The sequence below is a fragment of the Collinsella aerofaciens genome, from assembly GCF_015561195.1.
GTDB classification, from domain to species: domain Bacteria; phylum Actinomycetota; class Coriobacteriia; order Coriobacteriales; family Coriobacteriaceae; genus Collinsella; species Collinsella aerofaciens_AC.
In genome coordinates this window covers 299,358-313,615 of sequence record NZ_JADMSU010000002.1, presented here as the reverse complement: position 1 = coordinate 313,615, position 14,258 = coordinate 299,358, and the positions used below count along the sequence as shown (strand labels likewise).

General features: G+C 58.4%; 8 protein-coding genes. All 8 read left to right on the top strand.

Annotation, left to right across the window (positions count from 1 at the left end; genetic code table 11):
- The first annotated feature begins 183 nt into the window (after window positions 1–183).
- The 8 genes from I2H81_RS03750 to I2H81_RS03715 all read left to right on the top strand — a co-directional run bounded on the left by I2H81_RS03750 (window position 184) and on the right by I2H81_RS03715 (window position 13,840).
- On the top strand, window positions 184–1,221 hold the full coding sequence (locus tag I2H81_RS03750) for a hypothetical protein (protein WP_195644598.1): 1,038 nt from the start codon (window positions 184–186) through the stop codon (window positions 1,219–1,221).
- A 235-nt stretch (window positions 1,222–1,456) separates the two neighbouring features.
- On the top strand, window positions 1,457–2,512 hold the full coding sequence (moaA, locus tag I2H81_RS03745) for a GTP 3',8-cyclase MoaA (protein WP_271817456.1): 1,056 nt from the start codon (window positions 1,457–1,459) through the stop codon (window positions 2,510–2,512).
- Between the two features lie 4 nt (window positions 2,513–2,516).
- Window positions 2,517–3,821: a molybdopterin-guanine dinucleotide biosynthesis protein B gene (mobB, locus tag I2H81_RS10600; protein WP_271817455.1), complete on the top strand. Its 1,305-nt coding sequence runs from the start codon at window positions 2,517–2,519 to the stop codon at window positions 3,819–3,821.
- A gap of 265 nt (window positions 3,822–4,086) precedes the next feature.
- Window positions 4,087–5,373 carry an MFS transporter gene (locus tag I2H81_RS03735; protein ID WP_195644597.1) on the top strand — a complete coding sequence of 429 codons (1,287 nt, stop codon included), beginning with the start codon at window positions 4,087–4,089 and terminating at the stop codon, window positions 5,371–5,373.
- Window positions 5,374–5,583: 210 nt separating this feature from the next.
- Window positions 5,584–6,405 carry an HAD family hydrolase gene (locus I2H81_RS03730; RefSeq protein ID WP_195644596.1) on the top strand — a complete coding sequence of 274 codons (822 nt, stop codon included), beginning with the start codon at window positions 5,584–5,586 and terminating at the stop codon, window positions 6,403–6,405.
- A 504-nt stretch (window positions 6,406–6,909) separates the two neighbouring features.
- The gene (locus I2H81_RS03725) at window positions 6,910–10,305 is read left to right on the top strand and encodes a Spy0128 family protein (RefSeq protein ID WP_195644595.1); all 3,396 of its coding nucleotides are present in this window, start codon (window positions 6,910–6,912) and stop codon (window positions 10,303–10,305) included.
- Window positions 10,298–11,965, top strand: coding sequence for a SpaA isopeptide-forming pilin-related protein (locus I2H81_RS03720; RefSeq protein ID WP_195644594.1), 1,668 nt, complete (start codon window positions 10,298–10,300; stop codon window positions 11,963–11,965). Before I2H81_RS03725 ends, I2H81_RS03720 begins: the two co-directional genes overlap by 8 nt.
- A gap of 114 nt (window positions 11,966–12,079) precedes the next feature.
- Window positions 12,080–13,840, top strand: coding sequence for a SpaA isopeptide-forming pilin-related protein (locus I2H81_RS03715; protein ID WP_195644593.1), 1,761 nt, complete (start codon window positions 12,080–12,082; stop codon window positions 13,838–13,840).
- Window positions 13,841–14,258 lie beyond the last annotated feature (418 nt).

The following is a 14,258-nucleotide window of genomic DNA, read 5'->3' as shown; positions in this document are numbered from 1 at the left end:
CCTCTCACCTCGTCTCAAACCATCACAACATTCGACGTTTTTTGCCAAAAACGGGAAAAGCATCGAATGTTGTGATGGTTTTTCTGCCACTCGATCGGGTGGAATCGCTTTCTTGCGCACGAAGGTGTGCGGACCCGTGGGCAGGGGGAATAAGGTTGGTTATCCGACTCCATTGGAGGGCTCATGGACCTGCCGATCGTCCTGTCCCATAAGACTGCCTGGCTGTACCACAACGTGGCGCGCCCGTCCGAGCCGCTCTCGCGAGCAAGCAGCCTATACGATGAGGACTCGCTTGCTAACGAGGCGGAGCCGACTGCGGGCCTGCCCAAATTGGGACTCGATGCCAAGGGGCTGAGGGCTTCAGCGGCAGTTGGGATCGTTACCGACTATCTGGTTTCGCTCGGTATTCCACGAGAAGAGCTCGATCATATCGACACGCTCGTCAACTTCGATTTTGAGCGCTCGACGCCGGCTGGATTTAGGTGCCACGTGTTTGGAGCGCCGGTGCCTCCAGGCCATCTTATCGAGGCGGCAGAGGGCCTTCTGGTGGTTGATGAGGTCATGTGCTTTGTCCAAGCGGGTTCGTGGATGAGCGAGCCCGAGCAGCTGGAATATGGCTACGAAATCTGCGCCCGATACCATTTGAATCATCTGTCGACAGGCGATTATATCGAGATGGGGCAGAGGTATACCGTTGCCGACATGATTGCCTATTGCAATGAGAACCGATCTCGTCAGGGGGCTGTACGCGCGGCCGCCGTGCTCAGGCGCGTACACGATGGCGCGCGATCGCCCATGGAGACGGCCACCGCAATCATGGTCGTAGCAAAACGTTCCCAGGGCGGGCTGGGATACGTCAAGATCGAGCTCAACCATCGGGTCGATGTTCCCAACGAGTTCAAGTATCTCGCAAAGGCCGGGTATTTCGAGATCGACGTATATGCGCCTGCGAGTGGTACGGGGATTGAATACAACGGCTCGGACCATCTTGATAAACAGCGTAGCGCGTCGGATGCGGAGCGTATGACCGTGCTGAGCGCGCTGGGCTTTAGGATGATCGTCCTCACCGGGACTCAGTTTGCCCACCAGCTGCAATTGCACCGGGCGATGAACGCCATCGCGCTCGCTATGGGCCTCAAGTGCGACCGAAGCGAAGCGTTCCAAAAGCGGCAGAACGACCTGCGAGAATTTGTGATTCGGCACTGGGACGGCGGTTTTTAGGGGCGTTTCGGCCCTTCTACGGGGTGCTGTGGGCAGGCAAACCATCACAACATTCGACGTTTTTTGCCAAAATCGGGAAAAGCATCGAATGTTGTGATGGTTTGTGTGTTGAGGATGGGCTTGGAAAGTCCGTTTTGCTCGAAGTGACCTGTCCTGTCGTACGGGTGTCGGCATGATTCTCCCGTGCGGTATTATGTTTTCCGAAGAATAAAACGCCGCGTGAGGGGAGGGCTGCGTGGACGGGCACGTGCAACATGACGGCTTTGGCCGCGATATCAACTACCTGCGCATTGCCGTTACCGACAAGTGCAATTTCCGCTGCATTTACTGCATGCCGGCCGATGGCGTGGCGCCCCGCGCGCACGACGAGCTGCTCAGCGCCGAGGAAATCGCCCGCTTTGTGCGCCTGGTGGCGGGGGAGGGCATTCGCCGCGTACGCCTGACGGGTGGCGAGCCACTGGTCAGCCGCCGTATTATTCCGCTCATTCGCGACATCCGCGCGATTCCGCAGATCGAGGACATCTCGCTCACCACCAACGGCGCCCTGCTGCCCAAGCTGGCGCCGCAGCTCAAAGATGCCGGTCTTAACCGCGTCAACATCTCGCTCGACACGCTCGACCCTACGCTCTTTGGAAAGATCACGCGTCTGGGTCGGCTCGAACAGACCATGGCTGGCATCGACGCGGCGCTGGCCTGGGGCTTTGAGCCCGTTAAGGGCAACTGCGTTGTGGTGCGCCGGCTCAACCAGGATGTGGCGGCCCTTGCGCGGCTCACGCTCGACCGCCCCATCCACCTGCGCTTTATCGAATACATGCCCATTGGCGACGAACACACGAGCTCGCATTGCGCTGTGGACCCGCATGCGCCCGCGCTCAATCCGGCGCTGTGGGATGCGAGTGACACCGTTCCGAGCGACGAGCTGCGGGCGCGCATCAATGCCGGGGCCGCCGCGGCGGGACTGGGCGAGCTCGAGCCACTCGACATCAACGACGCTCCTGCCGGCGCGGGTCCTGCGCGCTATTGGCACTTTCCGGGCGCGGCGGGAACGGTTGGCTTTATTAGTGCCATGTCCAACCATTTTTGTGCGAATTGCAACCGTCTGCGCCTGACGGCCGATGGCAACGTGCGTCCGTGCCTGTTCAGCGATGCCGAGTATTCGGTGCGCGATGCCCTGCGCCGTGGTGATGATATGCAGGTACTTTCGATTTGGCGCGATGCCGTGGCCCACAAACCGCAGGAACACGCGATAATTGAGGGCACGCAACGATTTATGTCCCAAATCGGAGGATGATCATATGGCCAAGAGCAGGTACGCCGATGCCACCAAGGCCGCTCGCAGGGCCGCGATGTCTGCCCACAAAGTCACGGCTGCGGCGAATGCAGGCAACGCCGACGCGTCCGCGCAGCCGACTGCCAGCGCTGCCGCCGAGCCCGCCCGCGACGCCCGTCGCGACGAGCTGACGCACGTGGACGCCAAGGGCGAGGTACGCATGGTCGACGTATCCGACAAGGCCGAGACCCATCGCATCGCCATCGCCGAGGGCACCATCCTCATGCATCCCGAGACGCAGGCCATGGTGCTGCAGGACCGCGCCAAGAAGGGCGACGTGCTTGCCTGCGCGCGCGTGGCGGGCATCATGGCCATCAAACGCACAAGCGACATTATCCCCATGTGCCATCCACTGCTCATTACCAAGAGCAAGTGCGACATTGCGCCCATCGCTGCGGCGGGGACGCCGGCCGATGACGTGCCCGAGGGCTGGGCGCCGGCGCGCACGGACGGGCAGGTTGGCTTTCACGTGCTGGTTACGGCCGGCGTGACGGGCAAGACGGGTATCGAGATGGAGGCGTTGACCGGCGCGAGCGCTGCGTGTCTGACCATCTACGACATGTGCAAGGCCGTCGATCGCGGCATGGAGATCGTTGACGTGCGTCTGCTGCACAAGGAAGGCGGCCGCTCGGGCGTGTGGGACCGCGCCGAGCGCCAGGCCGCTGCTACTGAGGCCGTGCCCGCTGACGGTGCCGCACCCGCGAGCGCACCCGTCGCCGTCGCATCCGCAGCCCCGACACCGGCCGTCCCCGCGATCGCGTTTATCGGCTACCAAAACTCGGGCAAGACCACGCTCGTCGAGAAGGTCATCGCCGAGCTCACGCGCCGCGGCCTGCGTGTGGGTTCGCTCAAGCATCATGGACACCACGGCTTTGATATCGACGTGCCCGCTAAGGATACGTGGCGCCATCACCAGGCCGGATCCAAGCACGTGGGACTCATCTGCGCCACGCGCTGGGCGGAGTACGCCGACACGCGCGAGGAGGACGAGATGCCCGCGCGCGAGCTGCTGTCGCGTTACAACGATGTCGACGTGGTGATCATCGAGGGCTACAAGACCGAGGGCTTCGACAACATCGTCGTCGCGCGCTCCGGTGTCGACCGTCTGCGCGGCAAGAGCTCGCTCGACCTGGTCGACGGTCACACGCTGGCCCTTGCCTGCAACGAAGCCCTGGCGCGTCAGGCCTTCGATGCCGGATTTGCGACCCGAGCCATCAACATCAACGACGCCCGAGCCATCTGCGATCTTATCCAAGACCATCTGGCCTAAAACCTGCCAAATAGGGACAGGTTCATTTTGGCAGGTTTTATCTGGGCAAACGCCATTTCCACCACAAAGGGGACAGGCACCTTTGTGGTGGTTTTTGCTTTGGTAGATGTGTGGGACATGCCTTACAATCTACCAAGTAGTTCATGACGGGCGAAAAACGGAGAGAAGGGGCTCGATGCGTCCTTAATGTTTCATGCGGATAGATTGATTTGACAGACGGTGGCGAATGCCCGCCGTCCGCATTCGTACGAAACAAGGAGTCTCCATGCTCGCCTCTCTTTTCTCGAAGCCTCAATCATCGCTGTCCGTGCAGGCTAAGCGCCTGGTGGCAATGCGCTTCCTCATCTACACCGGTTTTCAAACCAGCTACTTTATCGGCGTCATCGGAACGCTCACCTATGCGGACGATGCCTCGGTCGTCGCAACATCGCTGGCCGTCCTTTTTATGAACGTATTCGTGATCTTGGGATCCTTTGCGGGTGGCGCGGCGCTCGACGCCTGGGGCCCACGCCGTCATTTCTTGCTGAGCATCGTGGGCACGCTGGCAACCGGCGCGGCGATCATTGCCTTTGGCAGCGCGATCGGCATCGTCCTGCTCGGCGCGGTGCTCCTGGGCTTTGTGATGGGGTTCGCCCAGCCCATCGCCACATCCTATCCGGCTTACCTCACCGACGATCCTGTCGAGCTCAAAGACATCAACTCCGCCATCGCCATGTTCTCAAACGTGAGTATCATCGTTGGCCCCACGCTGGGCGGCTTTGTTGCGGCAGCTGTGTCGTCGCGCACGGTGTTCGTGCTTATGATGCTCTTTACCGCGTTGGCGCTCATCGCCGGTTGGGGCTTTAGGCCGCGGACGGGTCTGGCCACCGCGCACGAAGGCAAACCCGCGATCGGTGACACCACATCGGACAATACCAGCCAATGTCCCGACCCCAACACATCTTCCCGCGCCACCTTCGCGACCAGCATCAAGACGGTCTTTACCAACAGTGTTCTCGCGCTACTTTTCTGCATCATCTTCCTCTCGAACTTTGGCTACGGCGCCTTTGACCCGCTTGAGTCGTTCTTCTACCGCGATATTCTGCATGTCGGTGTCGAGTGGATGGGCTGGCTCTCGTCGGCCAGCGGTGTGGGCGCGGTGCTGGGCGCTGTGGCCGCGCTCCGCTTGCCGCCGCACCTGGTCAACCTTAAAACGCTGCTCGTGGCACTTATGTCCGTGGGCCTGGGAAGTCTGCTCTATGTGGGGACACCGTACGTGGGCGTGGCCCTCATCGGCCAGATCGCCCTGGGCATAGCTTGGGGTGTCGTCAACCCGCTCCACAACACCATCGTGCAAACGACGGCTCCGCTCGAGCAACTCGGTCGCGTCAACTCGGTCATGGGCTTTGGCAATATGTTCGCTGGCGTGGCGCCGCTGGCGATTGCCCCGTGGCTGGCGGCGACATTTGGCGTGCAGCAGACGCTCGTAGGGGCGGGCATGGTCGTGACGGCGGTTCCCGCGGCGTTACTGCTGTTTGGACGCCGGCATTTTGATCGTGCCGCAAGGCAGTAAAATCCATCACAACATTCGATGAAAACTGCGATTTTGCCGAAAAACATCGAATGTTGTGATGGTTTGGCCCGCAAACGTCGCAACCACCACAAAGGGGCCAGGCACCTTTGTGGTGGTTTTTGCTTTGACAGGCCGCGCCTGCGCCTTGGTATACCATGTACGCCGTTCACGAATACGCCCCACACCGCCGCACAACCCAGAAAGGCCCCCATGGACGCCACCTTCAGCCACATCAAAGCCGTGTTTTGCGATATCGACGGCACGCTGCTCACGAGCCGGCACACGGTGTTCCCGCGCACCGTGGCGGCGATCCGCGCCCTGCGCGAGCGCGGCGTGCTCTTTGGCCTGTGCACCGGGCGTGACGCCCACGCGACCGAGGCCATGTACGAGCTCTGGGGCATCGAAGGCCTGGTGGACGTGCTCGTGGGCTGCGGTGGCGCCGAGGTCATCGACCGCGCGCACGACATCAACGAGCTGAGCTATCCGCTGCCGGGCGAGACCATCGCGCGCATCTGCAGGCACATGGCGGACCTTCCGGCAACGCCCGTCTGCCCCCGAGACGGCGTGTTCTACGTGCCCGAGAGCAACGCGTGCGTCGAGCACCTGTCGCGCGTCGACGGCGTGCCCTACCAGGTGGTCGATTTTGTCGAGTTCTTGCGCGAGCCGCAGCCTAAGGTGATGTTTACCATGGCGCCCGAGGTAATGCCGCGGGTGATTGAGCGGGCGTCGACGTTTGCCGATAACACCGTTAAGGCGGCGGCTCTGCAAACCACGCAGCGGCTCTACGAGTTCATGGATCCGCGCGTGTCCAAGACGCGCGGCCTTGTGCGCGTGGCGGAGCTCAACGACATGGAGCTCCAGAACATCTGCGTGTTTGGCGATGCGGACAACGACACCTGCATGGTGGCTGACGCCGGCGTGGGCGTGGCCATGGCAAACGGCAGCGACGCTACCTGTGCCGTCGCCGATTTTGTAACCGCCAGCAACGACAAAGATGGCATCGCGATCTTTATCGAGGAACATCTGCTGTAGCGCCGGGGGAGAGCCACCACAAAGGGAATAGGCACCTTTGTGGCGGCCTCAGGCGATTTGGGCGAAATGATGCCTAAAATCTGCGCGAAAATTCAAATATAGTTGTCTGAACATCACGCTTCTAACTACCGATGGGTTAAAGATATTCTCATCAGTTTGGTAGGATATTCCTTCCGGTTAATGACCTACCGCTCACGGTCGATTTTCGACCGTTCACAGGATGTTTGCTCTTGAGCAAAATGTTGTGCAAATAAATCTAATGCCATTAAAAAATAATACGCAACTAAATTACCAGCAGAAACAAAAAATAGATAGCGAATAAACGAAGGTAAATCTGAGCAAATGTCAAGAGAATTGAGAACTCGCTACAAAAATGTCGGTTTTGTTGCTCAGATGTTTAAACAATCGTTATAATTGCATTACTAAACGAGCGCAATTACAGATTGCGCAGATACGTTTGATGGTGAAAGAGCAAGATCGCGGTCTCTTGGGGAGGAGACATCGATGAAAGCGAATTCGGACAAATCTAAGCAGAGTAATAAAGCGACGCGCCGTGTACTGGCAGGCGTTTTGTGCGGAGCCTCCGTTTTGAGCCTGGTACTGTCGCTCGTCATGCCCCCGATCTCGCAGGCCATTGCCAACGACGCCCAGACAGATTCTACCGAGAAAACTGTGATGGGGGGGGGTTCCTCAAGTGAGTCTACTGATGTAGGCAACATCAACAACGGGGATACCGAAAACCAGAACAGTGACGAGGTCAAGGGTGACGAAACCTCTGGTGACGCTGCTTCCGAGGCGGTTCCGTTGTCTGATGACACGGAAGCCGATGGTGCTGCGCAGCCTGCGGATGATGGAGAGCCTGTCTATAAGGTCGCTACTATTGCAAATGAAGGTGAGGCTCAGGGACTTAAAAAAGATGCGGACGATTACACGCTGCTGAAGAGTGACGATGATTTGTCTACCTATCTTGACATGGAGAATAAGCCCGAAAAACTGCGTCTTGCGGCTGATATTAGTTCGAGTACATCAATCACCATCAGCCAAAACACCACGATTGACCTTGCGGGTCACAAGCTTTATTACCGCACTGGCAACAACGACACGTTCATTACGGTAATGAGTGGTGCACTTACTATTGAAGACAATATTGAAGACAACACTGCCCAGGTAAGCGATGCACCTTCGGTCGTTGCTAACGATCCTGGCCAGCTCGCAATCATAAAATGGACCGGTGACAAGAACGATACTCCTCAGAGCCTAACCTATTACGAAACCACGAGCACGCCTAACGAAGATGCTCTCGGCACCACTGAAACCACGACACAGCATGTCGTCAGCGGTTTCGGTGCAATTGTCGGTGCATCCGAAGGCGGATCGGTTCAACAAGTCATTTCTGTTGAGGACGGCGGTACGCTTAACCTCAACGGAGGCATGATCACAACGCCTCGTACCCTGGGCAACAACGGTCACGTTATTTTATCTCAAGGCACTGTCAATATTTCTGGCGGCTATGTCACCAACGGTAACGGCGGCGGCTGGGGCGGTGGCCTGTGCGTGACGGGCGCAAATGCCAAGTTCAACATGACCGGCGGCGTAATCGCGGCAAACAAGGCAGCATCTGGCGGCGGCATCTATGCTGACAATGGCGCCAAGCTGAATCTCTCTGGCGGTGTTATCTCTGGCAACGCTACGTATGGGAAACCCTATGACAACCTCTACAGTCCCGATAATGGCTATGGCGGCGGCGTCTTTACCAAAAATGCCGACGTTACAATCAGCGGAACGGCAAACATTACCAACAATCGTGTCGACTCCTATATCACTACGTCATACAACAATGGTCTGCTCGGCGGGGGCGGTATTGCGTCTGTCAACGACGGCAAGCTGACCATGACGGGCGGCTCCGTTACTGCCAATTACTCCCACGAGGCTGGCGGTGGCGTTTACGCTGGCTTTTGGAACCAGGCGATTACGTTCAAAATGACGGGCGGTACGATCGCTGGCAATAAATCCGACAATGCCGAGGGCGGTGGTCTCCGTATTTCTGAAAATACCACCGGCTTTATTGAGGCGGCAAGTGCGTCCAGCAAGGTTTACATCACCAACAACAAGACCATGACGGGCAGCACTACCGGTCGCGGAGGCGACTGGGGCGGCGGCGGAGTCTTTGTCCAGACGGCTGGTACGCTCAACCTTCGCGCAGCACTTGTAACCAGAAATGAAGCTGGCGGTTGGGGCGGCGGCATCGGTGCCTGCCCTACTGGTCAAACGATTGTGACGCATACTAATGGCTCAGCAATTTATAGCAACACCGACCATGGCGAGAATTTCTCTGCCGGCGGTAATGGTAAGAACGAGGACAGCCAGTCCAAATATATTACCGGTACCTTCAAAGACGCCGGTCATCAGGACTTCTTCCTGGTGCGTAATAAAGATAATGCGAGCTCGACAATTGCCGTTGTTCTTGGCAAGATGCTCGGCGGCGAATCGGCTGGTTGGCAGGGCACTTGCGACGGAAATCCGATTACCATCGACCCAAATGGCGGTGCCGAGGCCAAGTACATGTTCGGTCTTGAGGCCCATCCGACTGATGAGGCCATGAGAAAGGCGCAGATAGCGGCTACGACCATCATCAGTGGTAACTACTCCTACACCCACGGTGGCGGCATCATGACCAACGGCGACCTCATCGTCGGCGATGTTACTAAGGGGCTGAACGTTTATCCGAACATGAAGCTCAATGCCAGTAAGGTTCTTAAAGATGCAATGGACAAATCGCTAAAACTTGAAGGGCACAATTACAAGTTTAAGTTGCTGCGCCAGGATGGTACCAACGAGCCTTCTTGGAAAGCTGACGGCACGTTTGACATGGGCGATTGCATTGTTGCGGGCGAGGCGCCTGCTGACCAAACAGACGGCAATATCACCTTCGACTCTGGCAAGGACTATTCTTCGGGACAATACGTTTTCTATCTAGTTGAGGAACCTGTCAGCGGCGAAAACGAGATAGACACCAAGTTCGATAAGACGATCTACAAGATTGTGGTGACCGTTGAAGACAGTCCATACAAGACCGATTCGCTCATGGCGATTCCTATCAAATATTACAAAGTAAAAGAAGTAGCTGTCTGTAAAAAAGCGGATACAGACAACAGCTTTGTATCACTAGATTCCGAAAGCTATTCCGTTGCGCCATCGGAGGATAACACGGAGGCTACGGTGACTATTGGTGACAGGAACACCAACCCGACCTTTACCAACAAGATCGTGCCTTACACCTCCACTGGTTCCTGGACTCCTAAGGCGACTAAGGTCGTCGAGGGTGGCGAGATGAAGGAGTTTACGCTTCAGCTTGCGACCGATGTCAATTTTCAGAAGATTATTCAAGAGGCCAAAACTACTGGCGACAAAAAGAAGCAGACGCTTTCGTTCGTAGATGCCTCTGGTAAGGGGATTGAGTACTCGCTCTCTGATATCACTGCGAATCCTGACACCGCTGGTGACTCAACCGGCCGTGGTGCTTCCAAGACCTTCACGTACTATGTGCGCGAGAAAACCGACGGCTCGTTGTTCTCGCACTATAAGTACGACAAGTCGGTCTACAAGCTTACGGTTGTTGCAACGGACAATACCAAAGGAACCATCAACTGTAAGGTGACCTACAGGAAGGGAACCGTTGGCTCCGATGGCAAGTGGAAAAATGCTGATAGCGCCGACCACGAGCTCACCGACACTGACACCCCCACCTTCACCAACACCTACTCTACCTCTTTGCCCCTTTCTGGTATGTCGGGCGTCACTCTGACGTACCTTGCCGGCGCGGCGGTGCTTTGCGCTGCTGCGGCCTGGATGCACATTCGTCGCAAGGCGAATGCGAGGGGAGGTGAGCGTCGTGAATAAGAAAGTTTGCTCCTTCCCGATCTTGTTTGCGCTGCTTGCCCTCCTGATCGGCACCTGCGCGGTTGTGTTCCCCGCTTCCGCGCAGGCCGCGCCGACCTCGACCGGTTCCATTACGGTGAGCGGCACCGTGGCGAGCAGCTACGACGCCTACCAAATCTTTAGCGCCAACGTCGTCGACGGCGACAGCGACGCCAAGATCGCCGCCGACCTCGCTTGGGCAAGTGACGCCGTGCGCGACGCCGCGCTGCCTGTGCTGCACAGCGCCGGTATGCCCAATTCCCAGACCACCGCGCAGGAAGCTGCCGAGTGGCTCAACACCGATTCCCACCTTACGAGCGCGCTGAGCGCACAGCTCGCTCGTTCCCTCCAGAGCTCTGGCGCCAAGTTCGTGGCCCTTAACGCGGGCACGACGGCCGGGCTGCCCTGTGGCTACTGGCTCATCGTCTCCGACGACGACGCCATCTCCCAGAACGAGGCCGGCACCGCGCCGATCATGGTTCTGGTCGGCGGCAGCGCCGTCACCGTTAAGCCCAAGGCCGCCACTCCCAAGGTCGCCAAGCACGTGCTGGAGGACAGCACCGCCGCTTGGGGCAAGGCCGCCGACGCGACGGTCGCCGACGACCTGTACTGGCGCCTCTCGGCCACGGTTCCCGCGGGCCTTTCCGCCTATGACACCTACGCGGTGCAGTTCGTCGACACCATGAGCGCGGGGCTCGACCCCTCCAAAGTCGCCGCGAGCATGCGCGTGTACGTGGCGGCGGGCGCGGACGGCGGCTTCGACGCCGTCTCGGCCGGCAAGGACGGCCGCGCCGGCACCGAACCCGCGAAGGGCTGGACCGATATCACGGCCCAGTGCACCACCAAGGTGGCGGCGGACGGGACTTTCACCGTGCGCACCGGCGACCTGATCGCCGCGCTCGGCGGGGCAGACGCCTTCACCGCGGGCGCCCGCGTGGTCGCCGTGTACAGCGCGCCGCTCAACAGCGCATGCAACCACGGCATCGCGAAGGGCAACCCCAACGAGGTCTACCTGCGCTACCCGCGCTCTCCCTTTGCCGACCAGTCCGGCGACGCCGGCTTCACCCGCACGCCGAGTGACGACGCGTGCGCCTACACCTGGGATCTCGCGCTCACCAAGCGCAGCAGCGACGGCGACAAGCCGCTTGCCGGGGCGGTCCTGAGCATCGCCGACGACCGCGGTCGCACGCTAGCGGCTGACGGCACGTGGGATGCGGAGGGCAAGGCCACCGTCACCACGGGCGAGGACGGCCGCGTGACCGTCTCGGGCGTGGACTCGGGCAAGCTGGAAGTCCGCGAGCTCAAGGCGCCCAAGGGCTACACCGCCTTTGAGGGCACGCGCTCCGTGACGGTCAAGGCCGAGGGTCTGGACGTCGACCAGGTGGCTGCCGCCAAGCCCAAGCTCACCATCACGGCCGAGTCGCCCCTGCGCGCCGACAGCGCGGACGGGTCGACGGGCAGCCTGGAGGCGTCGCTCATCAACACGCCCACCGGCACACCCCCTAGCATTACCACCGGAGGCTTTATGCCCTCGACTGGCGATATGGCAATGTACGCCGCGGCCGCCGCAGCGGTCGCCGGAGCCGCGCTCATCGTGGTCGCGCTCCTGGTCAAGCGGGGAGGTGGCAGCCATAAAGAGTAGCTGGCAGCCCCACAGAGAGCGGGGCGAGACGTAGCGAAGTAAATGCTAAGACACAGACAGACAGATTTAGATCAAATGGACTTCAAGCAGAAAGCAGGGGAAAAGAAGATGAGCATGAGCAAGAACATCGCACGCCTGGCAGTAACGGCAGGCCTCACAGCGGCGTTGAGCTTCGGCGGCGTCATGGCCCCGGTCACGATGGCGTTTGCGGCGGGCACGCCGACGGTGGCCACGGAGAAGGGTAAGGTGGCTATCACCGACGAAACATACACCGGCACGACATTCAAGGGCATTCAGATCTTCACCGCGAAGGTCACGCAGGATCAGAAGGGCGATGGGAGCTGGGATGGCTCGGCCGCTAAGACTCTTTCCGATATTCAGTGGGCTCAGGGTAATGTGAAAACCCTCGTTACGACTGCGCTCAAAGACGTTACTGGAGCACCTGACGAGGATGCTGACGCCCAGACGTGGGCGGAGTTCATCAGCAAGGCTCAGGGCTCTATTTTTGGAGAGGCTACGGCGGTTGATACTGGCACAACTCTTGACTTGATTGCCAAGGCCTTGGAAAGGGACGGGAACCTCACGTGGACAACGCCAAGCGATTCCACCAAAGGTAGCTTTAAGGATCTTGATCATGGCTACTGGCTTTTCGTGACCGATACGCCCAGTACGACCAGCGGTGCTAATGGCAATACTGATGCGTATACCTCGCCGATTTTCACCATCGTCGGTGGCTCTGACGTTAATGTGGCCCCCAAGAAGGACGTCCCCAACGTAACCAAGGCCGTCAAGGATGACAAGGACGGCAAGTTTGTTACGGACGATAGCAAGAATGTTTTCACTGCAGCCAACAAGGCCGCCGACTCCGCTGCTGAACAGCTTGTTGAATATCAGCTTGCCGGCACTGTGGCTAGCAACATTAACACATACGTCAAGTACAGCTACGCTTTCACCGACAATCTTCCCTCCACGATGGTGCCGAATCTTGATGGAAATAAACCGGTCGTTGAGGTCAAGATTAACGATTCAGTCGTAGATCCCACTTGCTACAGTGCGACCTATGTCCCGGGGGAAAGCACGAATGCGCTCACTGTTTCCTTCGAAAACCTCAAAGAAGCAAAGGATAAGACTGGCAATCCTATCACCGTTGACGGTAGTTCGACAGTCTATGTGAACTATAAGGCAAAACTTGTTGCTGGCAAGATTAACGCGGATATGCTCGGCAAGGCCCAGGTGAACAATGTCAAGTTGACCTATTCCAACAACCCGCACACCAATGGCACCGGTACCACGGTTGACCATCCGGCCTACGACTACACCTATGGTATCGATGTTACCAAGGTCGGTAACGACGAGGACGAGACTGGCAAGCTCAAGACCCTCGAAGGCGTTCAGTTCACGCTGCAGGAGAAAGACTCCAACGAATTTATCAAGGCCGACGGTACCACGACGACAGATAAAGATGGCGCAATACTGACCACCAGCAACGAAGGTAAGATTAACGTTGTCGGTCTCGATGAGGGCACCTACATCCTTAAAGAGGTAACTCCGGCACCTGGTTACAATAATTCTGCCTCCAATGGTGTCACGTTTACTATTGCCCGCAACGCGCTTAAGCAGGATGGCACCGAAGTGATCCCTGACATTAATTCTGCCAATGTCACTGCTGCTGCTGGTGTTGTAAAGGCCGATTCTGCTGTCGCTTCCACCGGCAAGCTCAGCTTCACCATCGTCGACAAGAAGGGTTCCGGCCTCCCGCTGACCGGTCTTAACGGTGTGACCTTCACTTGGATCGCTGGTGGCGCGGTGCTGTGCATCGGCGTGGCGCACCTCATCCGCAGCCGTAAGCAGGCTGAGGAGTCCGAGCAGGAGTAGCGCTCGCTCACCCATCCCTTTGGCAGGTGGGATGTGATGGCCATGAGACTTGCGGACACTTTTCTCGTCCATCGACGTTCTTGCTTTGCCATTCTCTTTTCGGGGCAGACTCCACGCTGGAGTTTGCCCCGTTCTTTTTGGACAAAGCAGCCAGCCTCCATCGTCCGATGGGTCAAGCGTATGAATATCGAACAGATGTTTGCAATTATTGCGTTTACCAGCTGTTGGTGCATACACTCGCAGTAAAATGGCTTTGCGACGCATCCCGTGCGCGGGCGGCCGAAGACTTGATCGGAGGTCCCCAAATGCTGAAATTCCTTAACGCCCTCGCCGCCCTCGCTGCGGTGGGCTCGTTCGTCATCGCGTTTCTTGACTCGTATGAAGTTCGGTTTAAGGTCCGTAGGCGCACGCGCGGTGC